This window comes from Stenotrophomonas sp. RG-453 (assembly GCF_033843685.1).
Classification (GTDB): domain Bacteria; phylum Pseudomonadota; class Gammaproteobacteria; order Xanthomonadales; family Xanthomonadaceae; genus Stenotrophomonas; species Stenotrophomonas bentonitica_A.
Genome location: NZ_JAMYED010000002.1, coordinates 561,119 through 584,242, shown reverse-complemented (window position 1 = coordinate 584,242; position 23,124 = coordinate 561,119). Strand labels below are relative to the sequence as shown.

The following is a 23,124-nucleotide window of genomic DNA, read 5'->3' as shown; positions in this document are numbered from 1 at the left end:
AGTATGGCAACGCAGCCCGCTCAGGGCGAGGTCCGTGGCGGGCCGGCCGCCGTGAGCAGGCGTGCATGCCGCACACCCGTCATCGGGTACCCTTGCGCCGATGGAACCTCTCGATACGATCAACCTGTGGATCGAACGCGTCCGGGACCGCGCGCGAACGATCAGCTTCGGCCGCTTCCTGTGGCGCCGTTTCCTTGATGACCGTCTGTTCCAGGCGGCCGCCTCGCTGGCCTACACCACGGTGTTCGCGCTGGTGCCGCTGGCCATCGTGGTGTTCGGGGTGCTCTCCGCGTTCCCGGTGTTCGACCGCTGGAGCGACACCCTCAGCGACTACGTGTTCTCCAACTTCGTGCCCAACGCCGCGCGCGCCGCCGAAGGCTACCTGCGCCAGTTCTCGGCCAGCGCCGGGCAGCTCACTGCCGCCGGCTTCATCGCGCTGGTGGTGTCGCTGCTGATCACCCTCAACAGCGTGGAGGAAACCTTCAACCAGATCTGGCGGGTGAGCTCGACCCGACCGAAGCTGACCCGCTTCCTGGTCTACTGGACCGTGCTCACCCTCGGCGCCATGCTGGCGGCGGCGTCGCTGGCGGTCTCGGCGCGGGTGTTCGCGTTGCCCCTGTTCGGCACCAGCGAAGGCCGCTGGCTGGCCAACGTGTCACTGACCGTCGCCCCGATCCTGATCGAATTCCTCTGCATCATGCTGGTCTACCGCGTGGTGCCGCACCACACGGTCAAATGGCGGCATGCCATTCCCGGCGCGATCCTGGCCGCGATCATGCTCGAGCTGGTGAAGTGGGGCATGGGCGCCTACCTGGGCAGCTTCCAGTCCTACCAGAAGCTCTACGGCACGGTCGCCTTCGTGCCGATCCTGCTGCTGTGGATCTACCTGTGCTGGGTCTCGGTGCTGCTCGGCGCCTCGCTGGCCTCCTCGATCGCCGCGTTCCGCTACCAGCCGGCCGACCTGCGCCTGCCGGTGGGCTACGAGATCTACGGCCTGCTGCGGCTGATCGGCCGCTTCCACCAGGCGCGCGCCGATGGCCGCAGCCTGGATGACGACGAGATCCTGCGGCTGGAGCCGATGCTGACCGATTCGCTGCTGCATACCCTGCTGTGCGATCTGGAAGCGATCCGCGTGGTCCGCCGCGACGAGCAGGGCGAGTGGCTGCTGGCGCGCGACCTGGACAAGCTCACCCTGGCCGACCTGTACGAGACCACGCAGATGCGGATCCCGATCAAGGAAGCCTACCTGCCGTATCGCGACGACAGCCTGGGCACGGCCTCGGTGGCCGCACTGGACACGCTGCGCCTGCCGCTGCGCGAACTGCTCAAACGCCGCGTCAGCGATATCTATTCGACCCCCGGAGACAAACCATGACCGCCAAGCCCCTGCTGCTGGCCCTGGGCCTGCTGACGCTGGCCGCCTGCAACAAGCCCGCTGCACAGAGCGAGGCCACTGCGCCCGCCGCCCCGGCCCCGATCGATGAACCGGCTGTGCCGCCGACCGACGCGGTCCCGGCCACCGAGCGCAGGACCGTCGAACAGCCGACGCTGAAAGCCAAGGCGCTGGACGGCACCGACTACGATCTGGCCGCTCACCGCGGCAAGTGGGTGGTGGTGAACTTCTGGGCGACCTGGTGCGCCCCATGCCGCAAGGAAATGCCCGAGCTCTCCGCGCTGCACGCGATGCGCAATGAAATCGAGGTGGTCGGGCTGGCCTTCGAGGACATCGAACCGGCCGAGATGAAGGCCTTCCTGGAGAAGCGTCCGGTCACCTATCCGATCGTGATCGTGGATACGTACAACCCGCCGGAAGACTTCGCGATCCCGCGCGGCCTGCCGATGACCTACCTGATCGCGCCGGATGGCAAGGTCGCCAAGGAATTCCTCGGCCCGGTCACCGCGCATGACATTGAAGCGCGGATCAAGGAAGGCTGATCCTCACGGGCATGCCGGCGGATACCCGGCATGCCTGTGCCTCGCAGCGCCGGTAGATCCACGCCATGCGTGGATACGGAATGCATGAAAGCATCCACGCATGGCGTGGATCTACCCGACGACGAAGGGTTCAATCGGCTTCAAGACCCCGAAGTGCTCCTTGTGCAGCTTGCCCTTCAACGGCGGCAGCGCCAGCACCGGTTCGTCCACGCGGGTATCGGGCAGGCGATCGAGCAGGTTGCGGATCAGGCCCAGCCGCCCGCGTTTCTGGTCGTTGAAGTCCACCAGTGTCCACGGGGCATCATCGTTATGCGTCCCGCGCAGCATCGCTTCGCGGCTCTCGGTATAGGCGCTGTACTTGCTGCGTGATTCCAGGTCCACCGGCGAGAGCTTCCAGCCCTTGAGCGGATCGAGGTGGCGTTCGGCGAAACGCTTTTCCTGCTGCGCCTGGTCCACGCTGAGCCAGTATTTGAACAGCACGATGCCGTCGTCGATCAGCAGCTTTTCGAACACCGGCGCCTGCGCCAGGAAGCTGCGGTACTGCGCCTCGGTGCAATAGCCCATCACGTGCTCGACCCCGGCACGGTTGTACCAGCTGCGGTCCATCAGCACGATCTCACCGGCCGCCGGCAGGTGCGAGACATAGCGTTGGAAATACCATTGCGTGCTCTCGCGGTCGGTCGGCTTGGGCAGCGCGACCACCTTGCACTGGCGCGGATTGAGATGCTCGGCGATCGCCTGGATCGCACCGCCCTTGCCCGCGGTGTCGCGGCCTTCGAACAGCACCAGCACCCGCTGTCCGGTGTGCTGCACCCAGCGCGCCATCGCCGCCAGTTCCAGTTGCATCGGTTCCAGCAGGGCCTGGTAGTCCTTGCGCTTGAGCTTGCCCATCGGCGTGCCTCGGTGATTCACAGGGAAGCCCGAGCCTAGCGCAGCCGATGCTCAGGCGATGTGTGGGCCCTGCCAGCCGCGTTCGCGTGCGAGCGTTTCGATCACCTCGGTGAGGTCGCGCGCGAAACCGGCCATGTCGAACAGGCCGCTGTCCTCGCGGCGTTGCGCCAGCGTGGCGCGCGCGGCCTGCATTGCAGCCGGGTCGTTGCCGAGCTGGATGGCGGTAGCCACGAACGCCGCGTCGTCGGCCACGTTGAACGCGTGCATGCCCAGGTGGTGGTTGAGGCTGCCGGCCACGCGTGAGGCGAACGTCGCGCCGGGGCTGGTCAGCACCGGGCAGCCGGCCCACAGCGCATCGGAGGCGGTGGTGTGGGCGTTGTACGGGTGCGTGTCCAGGAACAGGTCGGCGTGCTGGTAACGCGCCAGGTACTGCGGGTGGGGCAGGCGCGGCATGAACACCAGCCGCGCCGGATCCAGCTGCGCCTGGCGTGCCGCGCTGCGCAGCCGCGCGTCGGCATTGCCCGGGCCGGAGAGCAGCCACAGCACGCTGCCCGGTATGCCCTGCAGCACCGCCAACAGCCGCTGCATGCTGCGCGGGTTGAGCTTGTAGCTGTTGTTGAAGCAGCACAGCACCATGCCCTGCGCCGGCAGGCCGCAGTCCTCGCGCGACGGTGCCGGTTCCAGCACACGGGTGTTGTCCGAGGGCTGGAACGCGCGCGGCAGGCGCCGCACGTTCTCACTGAAGGCCGGCACCAGCGCGTCGGGCAGCACGAAGGCATCGGCCAGCACATGATCGATCCACGGCGCGCCGGAGGTGCCCGGGTACGCGAGCCAGTTGACCTGCACGGGCGCCGGCCGCATCGCCAGCACCTGCGGCGTTCCGCCACCGCCCCAGCCGCGCAGATCGAACAGCACATCGATGCCCGCCTCGCGGATGCGTCGGGCGATGTGCTGATGCGGTTGCGCGCTGACATCGTGCAACGTGTTTGCCGCCTGCTGCAGGCGCTGGCGGATGGGGCTGCCGTCGTCCCCGGTGAGCGCGAACAGATGCAGCTCGAGCATGCCCTGCGCGCGCAGCTGTTCGAACAGCGCCACGGTCAACAGGCCGGTGGGATGTGCGCCGAAGCCGTTGGAGAGGAAGCCGACCCGCAGCGTGCCGTGCGGGCGCACCGTGGCCGGCGGCAACCGCGGGATGCCCTCGGCCAGCGCCGCCGCGCGCTGACGGGCGCAGGCCAGCTGCTCGGCGGCGCTGCCGTCTTCGCTGAGGAAGGCGAACGGCTCGACCACCGCCTGGCCCTGCGCGACGGCCTGGCGCACGAGCGACGACAATCGCTCCAGATCCCGCCAATCGCACAGCCGGCGCTGCCAGTTGAGCAGCTGCGCAGTGATGTAGGGCTCGCCCGGCAGCAGACGGTGCGCATGGCGATACGCATCCGCCGCCGCCTCCGGTTGCCCCGCGTCTTCCAGTGCGTGGCCGAGCCACAGGGTGATGCCGGGGTGCTGGGGCGCGCGATCCGCCGCCTGCCTCAGCAGTGTGGCGGCCTCGCCATGGCGGCCTTGCATCCAGCGTGCGCGGCCCAGCCGGGCCAGGGCCTCGGGATGGTCGCCGCGCAGCTGCAGCGCACGGGTGGCGGCCTGTTCGCCGGCGCGCACGTCGCCGGCCTCCAGCTCGGCGTCGGCCAGCATCACCCACGCAATGAAATCCGTCGGTTTGCGCTGGACGGCCTGACGCAGCTGCAGACGCTGCGGATCGGCACTCATCGTGGCCGCTCCGCGGCGGGCATGCTCAGCTGCCTTCCGCGAGCCGGGCCAGCTCGTCGGCCTGGTGTTCGTGGGTCAGGCGGCTGACCAGCGCATCCAGATCGCCGGTCAGGATGTTGGGCAGGTCGTACAGGGTCAGCCCTTCCACGCGGTGGTCGGTGATCCGGCCCTGCGGGAAGCTGTAGGTCCGGATGCGCTGGCTGCGGTCGCCACTGCCGACCTGCAGCCGGCGGCTTTCGGCCTGGGCGGCGGCCTGCTTGCTGCGTTCGGTGTCCAGCAGCTGCGCTTTCAGGCGCTTCATCGCCTTGTCGCGGTTGGCGTGCTGGCTGCGCTCGGTCTGGCATTCCACCACCACGCCGGTCGGCAGGTGGGTGATGCGGATCGCCGATTCGGTCTTGTTGACGTGCTGGCCGCCGGCGCCGGAGGAGCGGTAGGTGTCCACGCGCAGGTCGGCCGGGTTGATCACCACGTCCTCCACGTCGTCTGCCTCGGGGATGATCGCCACGGTCGCCGCGGAGGTATGGATGCGCCCCTGCGACTCGGTCGCCGGCACGCGCTGCACGCGGTGCGTGCCCGATTCGAACTTCAGCCGCGAGAACGCCCCCCGGCCGACCACGCGCGCCACGACTTCCTTGTAGCCGCCATGTTCGCCGGGGTTGTCCGATTCGATCTCGACCTTCCAGCCCTGGCGCTCGGCGTAGCGGGCGTACATGCGGAACAGATCGCCGGCGAAGATCGCCGCCTCGTCACCGCCGGTGCCCGCGCGGACTTCCAGGAACAGGTTGCCGTCGTCGCGCGGATCGCGCGGGACCAGCAGCAGGGCCAGTTCCTCGTCCAGCTGCTGCAGGCGCTGCTGGGCGGCCGTGATTTCCTCGTCGGCCAGCTCGCGCAGGTCCGGGTCTTCGCGCATCGCTTCGGCGGCGGCGAGATCGGCCTTGGCACGGGCTTCGTCGGCCAGCGCGTTGGCGACCGGCTCCAGCTGCGAAAACTCGCGCGAGAGCGTGCGGAAGCGGTCGTTGTCGCCGACCACGGCCGGGTCGGACAACAGGCGTTCCAGTTCTTCGCGGCGCTCGGCCAGCGCTTCCAGCTTACGGCGCAGGGTCGGCGTCATCATTCCTCGCTACATCGGTACGCACGGCAGGGTGCTGGTAACCCGGCTTGGCCGGGAACAGGCGCTCGGCGGCGCGGGTGAGTTCAGTATCGCCGCTGAGCGCGGCCGCGCGCAGGGCGGCGGTCGGCGGGTGCAGCAGGCGGTTGGTCAGGCCGTGCGCGAGCAGTTCGAGCACTTCCTCGGGTGATTTGCCATGAGCCAGCTGCTGGCGGGCTTTCTCCAGCATCTCCACGCGGGTCGCTTCGCCGTAGGCGCGCAGCTGCCGCAGCGGGGCCTGGTGCACGCTGGCCTGCAGGGTTTCCACGAACCGGGCGACCTGCAGCTCGATGATCGCTTCGGCCTCGGCCGCGGCTTCCCGGCGGCTGCGGCGGTTGTCTTCGACCGCCCGCTCCAGATCGTCCACGGTGTACAGGAAGGCATCGGCCAGTTCACCCACGCCGGCCTCGATATCGCGGGGCACGGCCAGATCGAACAGCAGCATCGGCTTGTGCTTGCGCGTCTTCAACGCGGCAGCGACGTGCGCACGGGTGATCACCGGCTCGCGCGCGGCGGTGGCCGAGAACACCACGTCGGCCTCGCCCAGGTGGCGGTCCAGTTCGCTCAATGGCAGGGCGACGCCGCCATGCCGGCTGGCCAGCTCCTGCGCATGGGCGAGGGTACGGTTGGCGATCAGCAGCCGGCGTACGCGCCCTTCGCTGAGATGGCGTGCGGCCAGTTCGATGGTCTCGCCGGCGCCGACCAGCAGCACGGTGGAATCTTCCAGCCGTGCGAACGAGTTCTGCGCCAGCCGCACCGCGGTGGAGGCCACCGAGACCGGGTTGGCACCGACGCGGGTATCGGTGCGGGCGCGCTTGGCCACCGAGAAGGTCTGCTGGAACAACCGGTCCAGGCGCTGGCCGAGCAGGCCGTGGTCGCGGGCGAGCGCCCAGGCGTCCTTCACCTGGCCCAGGATCTGCGGCTCGCCCAGCACCATCGAATCCAGCCCGGTGGCCACCCGGAACAGGTGGCGCACCGCATCGGCGTCGGCGTGCTGGTAGAGATACCCATGCAAGGTGCCGGCGTGCGACTCCAGCCACTGCGCCAGTGCATCACCGGACTCGGCCACCGCATACAGCTCGGTGCGGTTGCAGGTGGAGAGCAGGACCGCCTCGGCCACCTGCGGGGTATCGCGCAGCGACGCCAATGCCTGGGGCAGGGCGTCGCCGCCAAAGGACGCGCGTTCGCGCAGTTCCACCGGCGCGGTCTGGTGATTCAGTCCGAGCACCCACAGGGTCATTGTTCAGTTGCTTGCGATAAGCTGCTGGCCATTCAAGTCGTCATTTTAAGGCTCAGATGCCCCCGATGCCCGCATTGATTCGCATCTCCAGCGTTCTGCTGCTGTCTTTGTTCACCGCCAACGCCCTGGCCGCCCCCCCGGCAGCCCCGGCCAAAGGCAGGAACAGCACGGCCGAGGCGGTCCCCCTGGCCCCGGTCATGGCGGGCGAATTCGCCCTGCAGGCAGGCAAACTGGGCGACGCCGCGCGCTGGTACCTGGAGGCGGCCGAGGCCAGTGAAGGCGATGCCGGCCTGGCCGAGCGCGCCTCCCGGATCGCCATGCTGGCCAACGATGACAAGCGCGCCGCCCGCGCGCTGGCCCTGTGGGAGCAGCGTGCGCCGCGCTCACTGGCCATGCGCAGCAGCACCGCCGCGCTGGACATGCGCCAGAACAAGGTGAAGGCCGCCCGCACCGAACTGCAAGCGCTGCTCAAGGACCCGGACCCCACCGCCTGGAAGTTCGCGATCGGCGCCCTGATCAGCGGCGGCAGCGATCCCAAGGTGCCGGCCCAGGTGCTGGGCGAGCTGGTCGATGCCAACGCGATCCCCGACCGCCTGGAGGTCTGGCAGGAGTTCGGCCGGCTGGCGATGCGCATGGAGCAGCCCGAGCTGGCCCGGCGCATGGTCGACGAGGTGGTCAAGCGCTTCCCCGATGAACCACGCGTGGCCCTGCTGCATGCCAGCCAGCTCAACCAGGCCGGCAAGACCGATGAGGCCCTGGCCCTGCTGAAGGGCGTGGAGCCCAGGACCACCCAGGACCCGGAGCTGCGCAATGCGGTCGCGATCTCCTACGACCTGATGGGCCAGCCCGCCGCCGCCGAGCGCGTGCTGGCGGTCGGTCCGCAGGATGTGCAGACCTACGGCATGCGTGCGTCGCTGCTGGCCAAGCAGAAGGACGACCCGGGCCTGCTGGCCCTGTATACCGACATCTCCCGGCAGGCGACCAAGCCGGACCCGGCCCAGCGCCTGCTGCTGGGCAAGATCGCCGAGTACCTCAAGCGCTACGAGGAAGCGGTCAACTGGTACCACAGCGTGCCCGGTGGCCCGGAGCGCGATGAGTCGCGGCTGCGGGCGGCCAATGCGCAGAACGAGCTGGGCCGCACCGACAAGGCGCTGGCCGAAGTGCACGCCATCCAGTCCGATGCCACCGTCGATGACGATGCCCGCCGCGATGCCTATCTGCTCGAGGCCGAGCTGCGCCAGCGCGGCAACGACGATGCCGGTGAACTGGACGCGCTGGCCCGTGGCCTGGCGGCGTATCCGGATGAGAACGCGCTGTTGTATGCCCGCGCCCTGGCCTGGGAGCGCCGCGATGACATCCCGCGCGCCGAGGCCGACCTGCGCAAGGTGCTGGTCACCGACCCGGAAAACATCGCCGCGCTCAACGCGCTCGGCTATACCTTGGCCGACCGCACGCAGCGTTATCAGGAAGCCTTGGAACTGATCGACCGTGCGCGCGTGGCCGAGCCGGACAACGCCGCCATCGTCGACAGTTACGGCTGGGTGCTGTATCGCCTGGGCCGCAACGAAGAAGCACTGGTGCAGCTGCGCCGCGCCTGGACGCTGGCCAAGGATGCGGAGATCGCCGCGCATGTGGGCGAGGTGCTGTGGGTGTTGAACAAGAAGGACGAGGCGCGCCATTTCTTTGAAGAGGCGCGCAAGCTGGACCCGGACAACCGCGCCCTGCAGCGCGTGATCGAGAAATACGGCGTATGAATCTGCTCTCCCTGAAGGCCGCGTTTGCCGCGGCCGTGGCGTTGTCGCTCTCCGCCTGTGTATCCCTGGATGAGCGCAAGGCGCCCTCCGCCCCGACCGTGGTCACCGCTGTTTCGCCCGCTGCGCAGCAGGCCGAGGCCGAGCGCGTCGCCGCCGTGCGCGCCTCGCCGGCCTGGTCGTTCCAGGGCCGGGTGGCGATCAGCAAGGGCAAGAACGGTGGCAACGGCCGCATCGACTGGCAGCAGCAGGCCCAGGAGTACGTGGTCGAACTCAGTGCCCCGGTCACCCGGCAGAGCTGGAAGCTGACCGGCGACAGCCAGCACCAGGGCGGGCGGTTGGAAGGCCTGGAGGGCGGCACGCGCGAAGGCGAAGACGCCCAGCAGGTTCTGCTGGAGGCCACCGGCTGGGATATCCCGGTCAACCAGCTGCCCGAGTGGGTACGCGGCCTGGTGGCCGACGCCGCGCCGGCGGGGCTTATCGAGCGCGACGGCGAAGGTCGTCCGCGCCGTGTGCGGCAGCTCGGGTGGGAGATCCAGTATCTGGACTGGTACCCGGCCGAAGCGGGTCGTCCGGTGCTGCCGCGGCGCATCGAAGCGGTCAATGGCGACGCCAAGGTCCGTCTGGTGGTCGACAGCTGGGTGCTGGCCAGCCCATGAGTACGTTGGATGCGCGCGAGGGTTGGTCGAACTGGCCAGCCCCGGCCAAGCTGAACCTGTTCCTGCACATCACCGGCCGCCGCCCGGACGGTTACCACGCGCTGCAGACCGTGTTCCGTCTGCTCGACTGGGGTGACCGGATCCGGCTGCGGGTCCGCGAAGACGGCAGGATCCGCCGCGAAGGCACCTCGGTGGCGGGGGTGGCCGAAGCCGATGATCTCGCCGTGCGCGCGGCGCTGTTGTTGCAACGTGTCGCGAACGTCGCCCAAGGTGCTGATATAGGCATCGAAAAAAATGTTCCTGCCGGCGGTGGTTTCGGGGGAGGGTCGTCCGATGCCGCCACCGTCCTCGTCGCCTTGAACCGTCTCTGGAACGCCGGCCTGGACGTGGATGCGCTGGCCGCGCTGGGGCTGCAGCTGGGCGCGGACGTGCCGGTCTTCGTGCGCGGGCACAACGCCTGGGCCGAAGGCGTGGGCGAACTGCTCACCCCGATCGCGCTGCCGCCGGCCTGGTTCGTGCTGGTCCACCCGGGCGTTCACGTGCCGACTCCCGCACTTTTCGCATCACCGGATTTGACGCGGGATGCCCCAGTGGCGAAAATAGCGGACTTCGCTTCCGGGTCTTTGCTCGGGAATGCGTTCGAGCCGGTCCTGCGCCGCCGCGAACCTGCCGTAGAGGCAGCGCTCGCAGCGTTGAGCAGTATCGGCCGGGCACGACTCACCGGGTCGGGAAGCGGTTGTTTCGTCGAATTCGCCACGCGCGCTGCTGCAGAGCAGGGCCTGGCGCAATTGCCGAAGGAACTGCAGGCATGGGTGGCTGCGGGCATGAAGCGCTCGCCACTGCTTGATGTACTCGAGCGTTACTGATTTTGATGCAGGGGCGTCGCCAAGAGGCCCAAGGCACCAGGTTTTGATCCTGGCATTCGGAGGTTCGAATCCTCCCGCCCCTGCCACTAGCGGATATCTGCCGCGACTCCATGCGCATGTCTGCGCGGGCGCGGTGCATACGCCGCGGTGTTGTCACCGCAGACACCTCCGGGTGCCAGCGGCCCAGTTCTCCGCCAATCGCTCCCGCCCGAGACCGTCATGATGCAAGAACACCCCAACCTGCTGGTATTTTCCGGCAACGCCAACAAGCGCCTTGCGCAGAGCATCTGCAAGGAACTGGGGGTGCGGCCTGGCAAGGCGTTGGTGTCGCGCTTCTCCGATGGTGAAGTGCAGGTCGAGATCGAGGAAAACGTCCGCAAGCAGGACGTGTTCGTGATCCAGCCGACCTGCGCGCCCAGCGCAGAGAACCTGATGGAACTGCTGGTCCTGATCGATGCGCTCAAGCGCGCCTCGGTCAACAGTGTCACCGCCGTGGTGCCGTATTTCGGCTACTCGCGCCAGGATCGCCGCATGCGTTCCTCGCGCGTGCCGATCACCGCCAAGGTGGCGGCAAAGATGTTCAGCGCTGTCGGGGCTGACCGGGTACTGACGGTGGATCTGCATGCCGACCAGATCCAGGGCTTCTTCGACATGCCGGTGGACAATGTGTACGCCTCGCCGCTGCTGCTCGCCGATATCTGGCGCGCCTACGGCACGGAGAACCTGATCGTGGTGTCCCCGGACGTGGGTGGTGTGGTGCGCGCGCGCGCCGTCGCCAAGCGCCTGGATGATGCCGATCTGGCGATCATCGATAAGCGCCGGCCGCGCGCCAACGTCTCCACCGTGATGAACATCATCGGTGACGTCGAAGGCAAGACCTGCGTGATGGTCGATGACATCGTCGATACCGCCGGCACCCTGTGTGCGGCCGCTGCAGCCCTGAAGGCGCGTGGCGCCCTCAAGGTCGCCGCGTACTGCACCCACGCCGTGCTCTCGGGCCCGGCGGTGGACAACATCAACAACTCCCAGCTCGATGAGCTGGTGGTGACCGACACCATCCCGCTGCGTGAAGAGGCGCGGGTGTGCAGCAAGATCCGCCAGCTCAGCGTGGCGGAAATGCTGGCCGAGACGATGCGCCGCATCGCCTTCGGCGAGTCGGTCAGCTCGCTGTACGTGGATTGATTTTTTCCGCCCGCCGGCAACGGTGGGTGGTTTCCCGGGGGCATCTGGTCGCGGATGTCCCCTCATCGCTTCGCCATCACGGCGTGGCAAACAACGAAGGTAGTAAACCAGCATGGCCAAGAATCATGAAATCAAGGTCGTCCAGCGCGAACTGCAAGGCAAGGGTGCGAGCCGCCGCCTGCGTGGCGCTGGCCAGATCCCGGCGATCATCTACGGCGGCGACGTCGAGCCGAGCGTCATCCAGCTCAACCACAACGAAATCTGGCTGGCCCAGCAGAACGAGTGGTTCTACTCGTCCATCCTGGACCTGAACCTGGACGGCAAGGTCACCAAGGTGCTGCTGCGTGACATGCAGCGCCACCCGTTCAAGCAGCTGATCCTGCATCTGGATTTCCTGCGCGTGAACGAGAACGAAGCGCTGACCGCCAACGTCCCGCTGCACTTCATCAACGAAGACACCTCGCCGGCCGGCAAGGCTGCCGACGTCGTGGTCACCCACGAACTGAAGGAAGTGAGCATCACCTGCCTGCCGAAGGACCTGCCGGAATCGATCGACGTCGACCTGGCCGACCTGAAGGCTGGTGACGTGATCTACCTGTCGGACATCAAGCTGCCGAAGGGCGTCGAGATCCCGGCCCTGGCCCAGGGCAAGGACCATGACGACGCGATCGTCACCGCCAAGCTCGGCAAGGAAGAAGCTGCCGACGAAGCGCCGGCTGCAGAGTAAGTGATTGCGGCGCCTGTCCTTCGGGGCAGGCGCCGTTTCTGTATGTACCGGCACAGGGCGGGTACCGACGAAGAAGAGTGATGACAGGATTGCGATTGATCGTTGGTCTGGGCAACCCCGGACCCGAGCACGCCCAGACCCGGCACAATGCCGGGTTTCGTTTCATTGACGCCCTGGTCGAACAGGCCGGCGCGCGCTGGAGCGTGGACAGCAAGTTGTTCGGCGAGACCGCCAAGGTCGATATCGCCGGCCAGCCGGTATGGCTGCTCAAGCCCGCCACCTTCATGAACCTCAGTGGCAAATCGGTCACCGCCGCGCAGCGCTTCTGGAAGATCGAACCGGAAGAAACGCTGCTGGCGCACGACGAGCTGGACCTGCCGCCCGGCGTGGCACGGCTCAAGTTCGACGGTGGCCACGGCGGCCAGAATGGCCTGCGCGACACCATCCGCCTGCTCGGCCATGGCAGATTCCACCGCCTGCGCATCGGCATCGGCCATCCCGGCCACAAGGACCGCGTGGTCCCGTGGGTGCTGGGGCGCGCCAGCAAAGACGATGATGTGCTGATTGGTCATGCCATCGAAGATGCGATCGACGTGCTGCCGCTGGCGGTATCCGGCGATTACAGTGAGGCGATGAAGCGCCTCCACACCCCGAAATAACCACGGTGTACCGACCAACGGTCGGTACCTACCACCCCCAGAGGTTGTCAAAGATGGGTATCAAATGCGGCATCGTCGGTCTGCCCAATGTCGGCAAATCGACCCTGTTCAATGCGCTGACCAAGGCGGGCATCGCGGCGGCCAACTTCCCGTTCTGCACGATCGAACCGAACGTCGGCATCGTGCCGGTGCCCGATCCCCGTCTGAACGAGCTGGCCGCGATCATCAACCCGCAGAAGGTCATCCCGACCGCAGTGGAGTTCGTGGACATCGCCGGCCTCGTCGCCGGCGCGGCCAGCGGTGAAGGCCTGGGCAACAAGTTCCTGGCCCACATCCGTGAAGTGGATGCGATCACCCACGTGGTGCGCTGCTTCGAGAATGCCGACGTCATCCACGTCAACAACAAGGTCGACCCGCTCTCGGATATCGACACCATCGATACCGAACTGGCCCTGGCCGATCTGGACAGCGTCGAGAAGGCGCTGAACCGCGCCGAGCGCGCTGCCAAGGGGGGCGACAAGGAAGCCGCGGCCCGCAAGCCGGTGCTGGCCAAGCTGCAGGCTGCGCTGGCCGACGGCAAGGCCGGTCGTACCGCTGGCCTGGACGAGGAAGAGAAGGCGCTGGTCCGTGACCTGTTCCTGCTCACCCTCAAGCCGGTGATGTACATCGCCAACGTGCTGGAAGACGGCTTCGAGAACAACCCGCATCTGGATGCCGTGCGCGCCCGTGCCGCCGAGGAAGGCGCGCAGGTGGTGCCGGTGTCGGCCGCGATCGAAGAAGAGCTGTCCCAGCTCGACGACGAAGACCGCGACACCTTCCTGGCCGACCTGGGCCTGTCCGAGCCGGGCTTGAACCGCGTGATCTACGCCGCGTACCAGCTGCTGGGTCTGCAGACCTACTTCACCGCAGGCGTGAAGGAAGTCCGCGCATGGACCGTGCGCAAGGGCGCCACCGCTCCGCAGGCCGCCGCCGTGATCCATACCGACTTCGAGAAGGGCTTCATCCGCGCCGAAACCATCGCGTATGACGACTTCATCAAGTACAAGGGCGAGGCCGGTGCCAAGGAAGCGGGTCGTCTGCGCCTGGAAGGCAAGGAATACCGCGTCCAGGAAGGCGACATCCTGCACTTCCGCTTCAACGTCTGAGTTCCTCGCACGTTGATGCCCGCAACGCCCCGCCCTGAGCGGGGCGTTTGCGTTTTTGGGAGCGCATTCCACACCCGACATGGACTGGATAAAAAATGACCAGGCACCGAAACCCTTGCCTGGTATGCCTCCGCCTCACTTGTCCACAACAAACCCCCACGCCTCTCCACGCACCATGTGGAAAACCCGCGCGCGGTAGTGCCGGCCGCTGGCCGGCAACCCATCTGACCCGCCCGCCAGCGACGTGGACAATTTCTGACCACCACTGAAAACCGTTGCAGTGCATCGCTCACCCGGGGTTGTCCACAGCAAACCCCCATCGCTTTCCACGGTGTGTGTGGAAAACCGCGATCCGCGGCTGGACAAAAAATAGCCACGCCCTGAAAGCATTGTGCCGCATGGCTTGCATGCACTTGTCCACACCAAACCCCCATGGCTTTCCACGTGGCGTGTGGAAAACACGGTGGCCGCGCCGCATCGCGGGCAACGCGCAAAAAAAAGACGGAGGCAATGCCTCCGTCCTTGATCCCCTATCGGCAGTGAAACGGCGCTTACAACGCCGTACCGCCAAACTTGTGGGTGTACTGCAGGTTGATCGTCCGGCCCACGGTGTCGAACCAGGAGACGTCGTAGTACGGATACGGCGTGTACGTCACATCCTTCGGCGGCAGCTTGTTGGCGATGTTGACCACCGACAGCGACAGGCGCGAATGATCATCGAAGCGGTACTGCAGCGACACGTTGTAACGGTACGTGGCGCCGATCCACGGGCTGTCGCCGCTGTCCGGATCGAAGCTCTGGTCGTAGCTGTCGTAAGTCGGCAGCCTGCCCAGGCGCGAGCCGTACAGCGTGGCCGACCACGCCGCGTTCTCCCAGGTCACGCTCGCACTGGTCTTGGTGCGCGGGATATCGAAACCGCTGTTGACCGCGAATTGGTCTTCGACCACATCGCCCGCGAACTGCTGGAAATCGTGCGTCTTCACCCAGGTGTGGTTGCCGCTGAAGATGAAGTCGCCGATCCCGGTGCCCAGGCGGTAGCGCAGGCCCACATCGATGCCGCGCGTGGTTTCGCGCGCGATGTTGATCGGGCTCACATGCACGCCGTAGAGGCGGCCATCGCTGGTGCGGGTGACCCGGCTGATCGCATCCACGCAGGTCGGCGAGGCCGCATCGGCGCCGCCCAGGCGGCACGCCGCCTCATCGCGCAGGATCGTGCTCACGTCCATGTCCTGCACCTGGTCGCGCATGTCGATGTCGAACCAGTCCACCGACAGGTCCAGCCCCACCGCCGGCGACCACACGAAGCCAGCGCTCCACGAGGTGCTGGTTTCCGGATCCAGCTTGCGGTTGCCCTCGCGCGTGCGGATCAGGTTCTCTTCGTAATCCGAGCAGTCATCGCCGCCGTCCACCGCGCAGGTGTAGTAGTCGTTGGCACTGGTTTCATCGTTGCCCGGGCCGGCATACACGTAGTGCAGGTCCGGCGCGCGGAACGCGGTGCCGTAGGAGCCGCGCACCAGCAGCGTGTCGATCGGGCGCCACTCCAGGCCGCCGCTCCAGGTCGCCTTGCCGATGGTGTTGCCGGAATAGCGGTACTGGTCGAAACGACCGGCCACGCTCACGTTGAATGTGTCATGCAACGGCAGGCGCAGCTCGGCCGCGGTCGCCCAGCGGTTGCGGCTGCCGTGACCGTCCGAATCCTTCCAGCTGTAGTAGTAGTACTGCGTCGCCAGCGGGTCGGGATTGAGCGCGTAGGACTGATTGCCGAACTCGGCCGTCGCCGCGAAGCCGGCCTTGCCGCCTGGCAGCTCGAACAGCTCGCCGTTGGTCAGGGTCAGCGCGGCGGTATCGGTACGCGACTTCGGGGTATAGGTAGTACGCGCGGCGATCGCGTCGTACTCGCCGCGGCTCAGTGGCCGGTACAGGCGCGCCGGGTCGGCGTTGAACACCGGGAACACGTTGTCGTCGTCATCGGTGTACTCGCCCAGCTGCTCGCCCAGGAACAGGGCGTTGGCCTTGGCGGCGATGATCTGCGGCCAGCGGATGCTGGACTGGTACTGTGAATGGCTCAGCGAGGCCTCGTATTCCCAGTCTGCACCGAGGGCGCCCTTGAAGCCGGTGGTCACGCTGAAGGTCTTCTGCGTGCTGCGTACCATGCCGTTGTTCAGCCCGCCCATTTCCTCGGGCGAGAACTGGCGCTGCCAGAACTCCACCTGGTCGGTGGCCTGGTTGTAGAAGTAGCCGTCCTCGTTGCCGTCGGCGGCCATGCGGCCCCACTGGGTGACGTCGCGCATCAGCGCCAGGTCGTGGTAGCCCATCTGCACGTCAGCAAACCATTCCGCGCCATTGTCGAAGGCGTAGCGCAGCGAGGCATAGCCGTTGGCACCGCGGCGCTTGCTCAGGATCGTGCCGTAGCCGATCGAGCGGTCGCTGCCGCAATAGAAGCCATAGCGCGCCCGTTCGGCGTACTGGGTGCTGCCGTTGTTCTGGCCGGCCAGCGCATCGCAGGTGGCCTGGCCCGGATCGAGGTAGTCGTCGTTGTAGTCGGTGCGCAGGTAGGCGCGACGCGCGGCGCGGGCGCTCTCGGTCGGCGCGTCCAGGGTGGAATCCTGCTGGCTGCGTTCATATGCCCACAACGGCGTCTGCGACTGCAGTTCCAGGCTGTAGACCGCGCTGAAACGGCCCGCATCGAAACCGCTGGCGATGCTCATGTCGAAGGACTCACCGCCGCCTTCGCTGGTGGTGCCCATGCGCATGTCCACCGTGGTGCCATCCACCTGCTTCTTCAGGATGAAGTTGACCACCCCGGCGATCGCGTCCGAGCCGTAGATCGCCGAGGCGCTGCCGGTCAGCACTTCGATGCGCTCGATCATCCCGATCGGGATGTTGGAGACATCGGTGAAGTTGCTGCGGCCCTGGAACGGCATCGGGAAATCGGCGATGCGGCGGCCGTTGACCAGCACCAGCGTGTGGTTGGGGCCGAGGCCGCGCAGGTCGACCTGCTGCGCACCGGGCGAGAAATCAGCGCCGCTGGAGGACTGCTGGCTCTGGGTCTCACCGCCGTTCTGGGTCATCGACCGCAGCACGTCGGGCACGCTGGTGAAGCCGCTGGCCTGGATCTGCTCGGCGGTGATGACGGTCACGGGCGCCGGCCCTTCTACCTGCGCGCGTGGAATGCGCGAGCCGGTGACCTGCACCGTATCCAGTTGCTGCACCCCGGGGGCGGGCGTCTGGGCACCCGCGGTCGCGGCCACACCCATCAACGCCAGCTGGATCGACCACGCCATCGCCTGTTTACGCATGAGAATTCTCGAGAAGAAAGTGTCGGCCTCGAGGGAGGCCTGTCCCCCATTCACATTTCGCGAATGGACGGCGCGCATTTAACGCCTTTTTTACGGGGTTGACCACTGCCAGTTTCTCTGGCAAAGAGTGGAAGCGCTTACACCCTCGTTTCATTCAGGGAGGTCAACGTGCACAAGGTTTTCCGGCCGCTCCACGCCTTCCTGTCGCTACTGCTGGCAGCGCTCTCGATGCCCGGCCACGCGCAAGGGATGCGCAGCCTGCAGGACCCGGGCTATCGCTATTACGAGATAGGTGCGGTGGGCGCGCCCCGGGCAGCGCGCACCGAGCCGGCGATGATGCTGATGGGCGGCGGCGAGTGGGTGCCCGCTGCCTTCCAATGGTGGCTGGGGCGCGCCGGCCATGGCCGGGTGGTGATCCTGCGCGCTTCCGGCGCCGATGAGTTGCAGAACCGCCTGTACCGGGACGTCGGCGGGGCGGTCTCGGTCCAGACCCTGGTGTTCAACAGCCGGCGTGCAGCCGATGACCCCGCGGTGCTGGGCGTGATCGCCGCCGCCGATGCGATCTTCATCGCCGGCGGCGACCAGTCGCGCTATATCCGTTTCTGGAAAGGCACGGCGGTGAACGAGGCACTCAACGCACATGTACGTGCTGGCCGGCCGATCGCCGGCACCAGCGCCGGGCTCGCCATACTGGGCGGCTACAGCTATGGCGCGCTGGATGGTGGCAGCGTCACCTCCCGTCGTGCCCTGCGCGACCCCATGGGCAGCGCGGTGACCCTGGACAGTGATTTCCTGGCCATGCCGTACCTGGGCAACGTGGTCACCGATACCCATTTCGGCAAGCGCGACCGGCTCGGGCGCCTGATCGTGTTCGTGGCCCGGGCGGCACAGCGCAGCGGGCAGCAGGACATGGTCGGCCTGGGCGTGGACGAGGACACCGCGCTGTGCGTGGAGGCGGACGGCACCGGCCAGGTGTTCAGTCGGGACGGCGGTTACGCCTGGCTGGTGATGCCGCAGCGCGCCGCCGATCGCCTGCGCGGCGGCAGCCCGCTGGAGTTCCGCGCCATTCCGGTGACCGGGGTGGGCGAGGGCAGCCGCCTGCATCTGGATGGCTTCCGGGTGGACGATGCTGCCTTCCGGATGACGGCCGATATCCGGGAAGGCCGCCTGCAGTTGCACCCGTAGACCCACGCACGCCAGGGGCTGTGCGGGCGCTGTGGCGTGCGGGTCACGCGCGCGGGTGATCCGTGGCGCATGCCATGATGCGGGCACCTCCGATCCGAGTGCGTTGCCCATGTCCCGTCCACGCGCATTGCTGCTGTCCCTGTGTCTGCTGAGCCCGCTTGTCCATGCGGCCGAACCGGTGCTGGTCATCCATGGCGGCGCCGGCGTGGAGCGCAGGGATCTCTCGCCGGCCGAGGAAAAGGCGGCGCGCGCGGCCCTGCAGCAGGCCCTGGTGAAGGGGCATGCCGCCCTGGGAGCCGGGAAGCCGGCGCTGGAGGCCGTGACCGCGGCGATCACCGTGCTCGAGGACGATCCCACCTTCAATGCAGGCAGGGGCGCGGTGTTCACCCACGATGGCCGCAACGAACTGGATGCCTCGCTGATGGATGGCGCCACCCTCAAGGCCGGCGCGGTGGCCGGCGTGCAGCGCGTGCGCAACCCGATCCTGCTGGCCGAGGCCGTGATGCAGCATTCCCCGCACGTGATGATGGTCGGGCAGGGCGCCGAAGCCTTCGCCACGGACCAGGGCATCACCCTGGTGAACCCGTCGTACTTCCGCACCGACAAGCGCTGGCAGCAGCTGCAGAAGGCCCTCAAGGAAGAAGCCAGCGGCCAGGCCCATGCGGATCTGGAAACGGCGCGCCACTTCGGCACGGTGGGTGCGGTCGCACTCGACAAGGACGGCAGGCTCGCTGCAGGAACCTCCACCGGTGGCATGACGAACAAGCGCTACGGACGTGTCGGCGATTCGCCGATCATCGGTGCCGGCACCTATGCCGATGCCGGTTGTGCGGTATCGGGCACGGGCTGGGGCGAGTACTACATCCGCACCGCGGCCGCGCACGATATCTGCGCGCGCATGCGCTACCTCAAGCAGGGCCCGGAGGAGGCGGGACGCGCGGTGATCAACGAGCGCATTCCCGCGCTCGGGGGCGATGGCGGTGCGATCGTGCTCGCGGCCGACGGCCGCGTGGCGACACCGTTCAACACGCAGGGCATGTATCGCGGCTGGATCGGCGCCGATGGCGTGCCGCATGTGGCGATCTTCGCCAGCGAAACCCTGCCGCTGCCGGGCCAATAGCCTGTCCCGGCAAGGCAATTCGAAATTCGTGTGAAAAAATTCAAAAAGGTTGTTGACAGAACCCCCGTTTATCCCCAAAATTCACGGCTCTTCCACCCCACACCGAAAACGCTTCGGCGCCACGGGACAGGGTGGTAAGGAGGGATACCCAAGCGGCCAACGGGGGCAGACTGTAAATCTGCTGGCTTACGCCTTCGGTGGTTCGAATCCACCTCCCTCCACCAGTTTCATGTTGTGGCAAGAGCTTCCGATGCGGGAGTAGTTCAATGGTAGAACCTCAGCCTTCCAAGCTGATGGTGCGGGTTCGATCCCCGTCTCCCGCTCCATTGAATGAATTTGAATATATTCAAATTCGTGCCATAATACAAAACTCGCTCACGTAGCTCAGTCGGTAGAGCACCTCCTTGGTAAGGAGGAGGTCGAAGGTTCGATTCCTTTCGTGAGCACCATCTAAGTGCTACCAATTCAGACGATTTCGAGATAAGCAGCCATGGCCAAGGGTAAGTTCGAGCGCACCAAGCCGCACGTCAATGTCGGCACCATCGGTCACGTTGACCACGGCAAGACCACGCTGACCGCCGCACTGACCAAGATCGGTGCCGAGCGCTTTGGCGGTGAGTTCAAGGACTACTCCGCGATCGACGCCGCGCCGGAAGAAAAGGCACGTGGCATCACGATCTCGACCGCGCACGTCGAATACGAATCCACCGTTCGTCACTACGCCCACGTCGATTGCCCGGGCCATGCTGACTACGTCAAGAACATGATCACCGGTGCTGCCCAGATGGACGGCGCGATCCTGGTCTGCTCCGCTGCTGACGGCCCGATGCCGCAGACCCGCGAGCACATCCTGCTGTCGCGTCAGGTCGGCGTGCCGTACATCGTCGTCTTCCTGAACAAGGCAGACATGGTCGATGACGCCGAGCTGCTGGAACTGGTCGAAATGGAAGTCCGCGAGCTGCTGAGCAAGTACGACTTCCCGGGCGACGACACCCCGATCATCTCGGGTTCGGCCCGCCTGGCGCTGGAAGGCGACCAGAGCGAGATCGGCGTGCCGGCCGTGATCAAGCTGGTCGAAGCTCTCGACAGCTGGATCCCGACCCCGGAGCGTGACGTCGACAAGCCCTTCCTGATGCCGGTGGAAGACGTGTTCTCGATCTCGGGCCGCGGCACCGTGGTGACCGGTCGTATCGAGCGCGGCGTGATCAAGGTCGGCGAAGAAATCGAAATCGTCGGTATCCGTCCGGTCCAGAAGACCACCGTGACCGGCGTGGAAATGTTCCGCAAGCTGCTGGACCAGGGTCAGGCAGGTGACAACGCCGGTCTGCTGCTGCGCGGCACCAAGCGTGACGACGTCGAGCGTGGCCAGGTCCTGGCCAAGCCGGGTTCGATCAAGCCGCACACCAAGTTCGACGCCGAAGTCTACGTCCTGTCCAAGGATGAAGGCGGCCGCCACACCCCGTTCTTCAAGGGCTACCGTCCGCAGTTCTACTTCCGTACCACCGACATCACCGGCGCTTGCGAACTGCCGGAAGGTGTGGAAATGGTGATGCCGGGCGACAACGTGAAGATGGTTGTCACCCTGATCAACCCGGTGGCAATGGACGAAGGTCTGCGCTTCGCCATCCGTGAAGGCGGTCGTACCGTCGGCGCCGGCGTGGTCTCCAAGATCCTCGAGTAACAGCGTTATACCGGCGGTTGCATTGCGCTGCCGGTCTCGCGAGTGGCGGGCCGGGAACCTCGGTCCGCCTTCGCCGTCTTAGGGAAGGCAAGTTTTTTCAGTACGCCAGTAGCTCAATTGGCAGAGCAGCGGTCTCCAAAACCGCAGGTTGGGGGTTCGAGTCCCTCCTGGCGTGCCACTTCTCCCTTCCAGCGGCTATGCCGCCACAGCAGCCAGAGCCGGATGAACAGCAAGATCGAGCATTCCAAAGACAACGCCTCCACTGGAGGTGACATCGTCAAGTACGCCGCCGCAGCGATCCTCGTGCTGGCGGGTCTTTTTGCTTGGTATTGGTTCGGTGCTCCTGAGCACGCCTCACAGAGTGCATGGGCCGGTCCGCTTCGCGGTCTGGCCGTTGTCGTTGGCCTGGTGGCCGGCCTCGGCGTGTTCCTGCTGACCGGCAAGGGTCGCGACACGCGGGAATTCCTTTCCGAATCGCGTTTCGAACTGCGCAAGGTGGTCTGGCCGACGCGCCAGGAAGCCATTCGCATGACCTGGGTGGTGATCGTCGTGGTGATCATCCTCAGCCTGCTGCTGGGCGGATTTGACTTCGTGATTCAGAAATTGACCCAGTGGTTCCTGGGTCGATAAGGAGAAACCAGTGAAGCGTTGGTACGTCGTTCACGCCTATTCGGGCTTCGAAAAGTCGGTGGCGCAGGCTCTGCGCGATCGCATCGTGCGTGACGAGATGCAGGAGCGCTTCGGTGACGTCCTGGTCCCGACCGAGGAAGTGGTTGAAATGCGCGCCGGCCAGAAGCGCCGTTCCGAGCGCAAGTTCTTCCCGGGTTACGTGCTGGTCCAGATCGAGACCCACGAAGAAAACGGCATTCCGCGCATCGACAACGAAAGCTGGCACCTTGTGAAGGATACGTCCAAGGTGATGGGCTTCATCGGCGGCACCGCCGACCGTCCGTTGCCGATCCGTGACGAGGAAGCGGCCGCCATCCTGGACCGCGTTCAGGAAGGTGTCGAAAAGCCGCGTCCGAAGGTGTTGTTCGAGCCGGGCCAGATGGTCCGCGTCACCGAAGGCCCGTTCAACGATTTCAACGGCGTGGTCGAGGAAGTCAACTACGAGAAGAGCCGTCTGCGCGTCTCGGTGCTGATCTTCGGTCGTGCCACCCCGGTCGAGCTCGAGTTCGGCCAGGTCGAAAAGGCCGTCTGAGCCTGAGGGCAGTGGGTTCCGGGCGGCCGCCCGGAACCTGAACAGCCCGGTACCCTCTGCCATGCGGCAGGGGAAGAAAAAACCTGATATAGTGCGCGGCTTCCTGCCAGGAAGCTGGCAGAAAGCAAGGGCCGCCGCAAGGTGGCCTTCTGCGTGAATTCAAAACGCGATGCCGGGACGCGTGATTCCCGGTCCGATGGGGAGCCTGTTGTCGCAAGGCGCTAGCACCCGGAGAGCATACTCATGGCAAAGAAAGTTGTCGGTTATATCAAGCTGCAGGTGAAGGCCGGTCAGGCCAACCCCTCGCCGCCGGTTGGTCCTGCGCTGGGTCAGCGTGGCCTGAACATCATGGAATTCTGCAAGGCCTTCAATGCCGCCACGCAGAAGCTGGAGCCGGGTCTGCCGGTGCCGGTCATCATCACGGCCTACTCGGACCGTACCTTCACCTTCATCACCAAGAGCACCCCGGCTGCCGTGCTGCTCAAGAAGGCTGCAGGCATCTCGTCGGGCTCCAAGCGTCCGAACACCGAGAAGGTGGGCAAGGTGACCCGCAAGCAGCTCGAAGAGATCGCCAAGACCAAGGAAGCAGACCTGACGGCTGCCGATCTGGATGCCGCGGTGCGCACCATCGCCGGTTCTGCCCGTTCCATGGGCCTCGTGGTAGAGGGTTAAGAA

Annotated in this window: 20 protein-coding genes and 5 tRNA genes; 20 read left to right on the top strand and 5 right to left on the bottom strand. The window is 66.4% G+C overall.

Going from position 1 to position 23,124, the window contains the following annotated elements:
* Nucleotides 1-100 precede the first annotated feature (100 nt).
* Together NJD74_RS05430 and NJD74_RS05425 are read left to right on the top strand one after the other, a co-directional pair.
* Nucleotides 101-1,375: a YihY family inner membrane protein gene (locus NJD74_RS05430; protein ID WP_019186097.1), complete on the top strand. Its 1,275-nt coding sequence runs from the start codon at nt 101-103 to the stop codon at nt 1,373-1,375.
* Nucleotides 1,372-1,935 (top strand): TlpA disulfide reductase family protein, encoded by a 564-nt coding sequence (locus tag NJD74_RS05425; RefSeq protein WP_019186098.1) that lies wholly within the window; start codon nt 1,372-1,374, stop codon nt 1,933-1,935. The genes NJD74_RS05430 and NJD74_RS05425 overlap by 4 nt, the downstream gene beginning before the upstream one ends.
* Nucleotides 1,936-2,046: 111 nt before the next feature.
* Here the strand turns inward: NJD74_RS05425 and ppk2 are convergent, their stop codons facing one another.
* The 4 genes from ppk2 to hemA are packed head-to-tail and all read right to left on the bottom strand — an operon-like array spanning nt 2,047 to nt 6,974.
* On the bottom strand, nt 2,047-2,826 hold the full coding sequence (ppk2, locus tag NJD74_RS05420) for a polyphosphate kinase 2 (RefSeq protein ID WP_319623802.1): 780 nt from the start codon (nt 2,824-2,826) through the stop codon (nt 2,047-2,049).
* A gap of 51 nt (nt 2,827-2,877) precedes the next feature.
* Nucleotides 2,878-4,587 carry a tetratricopeptide repeat protein gene (locus NJD74_RS05415; RefSeq protein ID WP_102789569.1) on the bottom strand — a complete coding sequence of 570 codons (1,710 nt, stop codon included), beginning with the start codon at nt 4,585-4,587 and terminating at the stop codon, nt 2,878-2,880.
* A 25-nt stretch (nt 4,588-4,612) separates the two neighbouring features.
* Nucleotides 4,613-5,698: a peptide chain release factor 1 gene (prfA, locus tag NJD74_RS05410; protein WP_019186101.1), complete on the bottom strand. Its 1,086-nt coding sequence runs from the start codon at nt 5,696-5,698 to the stop codon at nt 4,613-4,615.
* Nucleotides 5,676-6,974 carry a glutamyl-tRNA reductase gene (gene hemA, locus NJD74_RS05405; protein ID WP_019186102.1) on the bottom strand — a complete coding sequence of 433 codons (1,299 nt, stop codon included), beginning with the start codon at nt 6,972-6,974 and terminating at the stop codon, nt 5,676-5,678. The genes prfA and hemA overlap by 23 nt, the downstream gene beginning before the upstream one ends.
* Before the next feature lie 65 nt (nt 6,975-7,039).
* On the opposite strand from hemA, the gene NJD74_RS05400 reads away from it, so the two are divergent.
* From NJD74_RS05400 to ychF, 8 genes are all read left to right on the top strand, one after another.
* Entirely contained in the window at nt 7,040-8,728 is a 1,689-nt protein-coding gene (locus tag NJD74_RS05400) for a tetratricopeptide repeat protein (RefSeq protein ID WP_174704368.1), read from the top strand.
* Nucleotides 8,725-9,384, top strand: a complete 660-nt coding sequence (lolB, locus tag NJD74_RS05395; RefSeq protein ID WP_070471503.1) for a lipoprotein insertase outer membrane protein LolB — start codon at nt 8,725-8,727, stop codon at nt 9,382-9,384. The genes NJD74_RS05400 and lolB overlap by 4 nt, the downstream gene beginning before the upstream one ends.
* On the top strand, nt 9,381-10,250 hold the full coding sequence (ispE, locus tag NJD74_RS05390) for a 4-(cytidine 5'-diphospho)-2-C-methyl-D-erythritol kinase (protein WP_319623801.1): 870 nt from the start codon (nt 9,381-9,383) through the stop codon (nt 10,248-10,250). The genes lolB and ispE overlap by 4 nt, the downstream gene beginning before the upstream one ends.
* Nucleotides 10,251-10,259: 9 nt before the next feature.
* A tRNA-Gln gene (locus NJD74_RS05385) sits at nt 10,260-10,336 on the top strand.
* A gap of 136 nt (nt 10,337-10,472) precedes the next feature.
* Nucleotides 10,473-11,432 (top strand): ribose-phosphate diphosphokinase, encoded by a 960-nt coding sequence (locus NJD74_RS05380; protein WP_026070235.1) that lies wholly within the window; start codon nt 10,473-10,475, stop codon nt 11,430-11,432.
* Nucleotides 11,433-11,544: 112 nt separating this feature from the next.
* On the top strand, nt 11,545-12,159 hold the full coding sequence (locus NJD74_RS05375; RefSeq protein WP_102789571.1) for a 50S ribosomal protein L25/general stress protein Ctc: 615 nt from the start codon (nt 11,545-11,547) through the stop codon (nt 12,157-12,159).
* 80 nt (nt 12,160-12,239) lie between these two features.
* The gene (gene pth / locus NJD74_RS05370) at nt 12,240-12,818 is read left to right on the top strand and encodes an aminoacyl-tRNA hydrolase (protein WP_102789572.1); all 579 of its coding nucleotides are present in this window, start codon (nt 12,240-12,242) and stop codon (nt 12,816-12,818) included.
* A 53-nt stretch (nt 12,819-12,871) separates the two neighbouring features.
* Nucleotides 12,872-13,963 (top strand): redox-regulated ATPase YchF, encoded by a 1,092-nt coding sequence (ychF, locus tag NJD74_RS05365; protein ID WP_088434937.1) that lies wholly within the window; start codon nt 12,872-12,874, stop codon nt 13,961-13,963.
* 551 nt (nt 13,964-14,514) lie between these two features.
* Here the strand turns inward: ychF and NJD74_RS05360 are convergent.
* Nucleotides 14,515-17,262, bottom strand: coding sequence for a TonB-dependent receptor (locus NJD74_RS05360; RefSeq protein ID WP_319623800.1), 2,748 nt, complete (start codon nt 17,260-17,262; stop codon nt 14,515-14,517).
* A gap of 228 nt (nt 17,263-17,490) precedes the next feature.
* On the opposite strand from NJD74_RS05360, the gene NJD74_RS05355 reads away from it, so the two are divergent.
* The 10 genes from NJD74_RS05355 to rplK all read left to right on the top strand — a co-directional run bounded on the left by NJD74_RS05355 (nt 17,491) and on the right by rplK (nt 23,121).
* On the top strand, nt 17,491-18,447 hold the full coding sequence (locus tag NJD74_RS05355) for a cyanophycinase (protein WP_319623814.1): 957 nt from the start codon (nt 17,491-17,493) through the stop codon (nt 18,445-18,447).
* A gap of 109 nt (nt 18,448-18,556) precedes the next feature.
* Nucleotides 18,557-19,567 carry an isoaspartyl peptidase/L-asparaginase gene (locus NJD74_RS05350; RefSeq protein WP_102789574.1) on the top strand — a complete coding sequence of 337 codons (1,011 nt, stop codon included), beginning with the start codon at nt 18,557-18,559 and terminating at the stop codon, nt 19,565-19,567.
* A 138-nt stretch (nt 19,568-19,705) separates the two neighbouring features.
* Nucleotides 19,706-19,791 (top strand) — tRNA-Tyr (locus NJD74_RS05345).
* A gap of 28 nt (nt 19,792-19,819) precedes the next feature.
* A tRNA-Gly gene (locus tag NJD74_RS05340) sits at nt 19,820-19,893 on the top strand.
* A 47-nt stretch (nt 19,894-19,940) separates the two neighbouring features.
* A tRNA-Thr gene (locus tag NJD74_RS05335) sits at nt 19,941-20,016 on the top strand.
* Nucleotides 20,017-20,057: 41 nt separating this feature from the next.
* The gene (gene tuf, locus NJD74_RS05330) at nt 20,058-21,248 is read left to right on the top strand and encodes an elongation factor Tu (RefSeq protein ID WP_019186113.1); all 1,191 of its coding nucleotides are present in this window, start codon (nt 20,058-20,060) and stop codon (nt 21,246-21,248) included.
* A 102-nt stretch (nt 21,249-21,350) separates the two neighbouring features.
* Nucleotides 21,351-21,426, top strand: a tRNA-Trp gene (locus NJD74_RS05325).
* 44 nt (nt 21,427-21,470) lie between these two features.
* On the top strand, nt 21,471-21,878 hold the full coding sequence (secE, locus tag NJD74_RS05320) for a preprotein translocase subunit SecE (protein ID WP_019186114.1): 408 nt from the start codon (nt 21,471-21,473) through the stop codon (nt 21,876-21,878).
* Nucleotides 21,879-21,888: 10 nt separating this feature from the next.
* Nucleotides 21,889-22,449: a transcription termination/antitermination protein NusG gene (nusG, locus tag NJD74_RS05315; RefSeq protein WP_019186115.1), complete on the top strand. Its 561-nt coding sequence runs from the start codon at nt 21,889-21,891 to the stop codon at nt 22,447-22,449.
* Nucleotides 22,450-22,692: 243 nt separating this feature from the next.
* On the top strand, nt 22,693-23,121 hold the full coding sequence (rplK, locus tag NJD74_RS05310; RefSeq protein ID WP_019186116.1) for a 50S ribosomal protein L11: 429 nt from the start codon (nt 22,693-22,695) through the stop codon (nt 23,119-23,121).
* Nucleotides 23,122-23,124 lie beyond the last annotated feature (3 nt).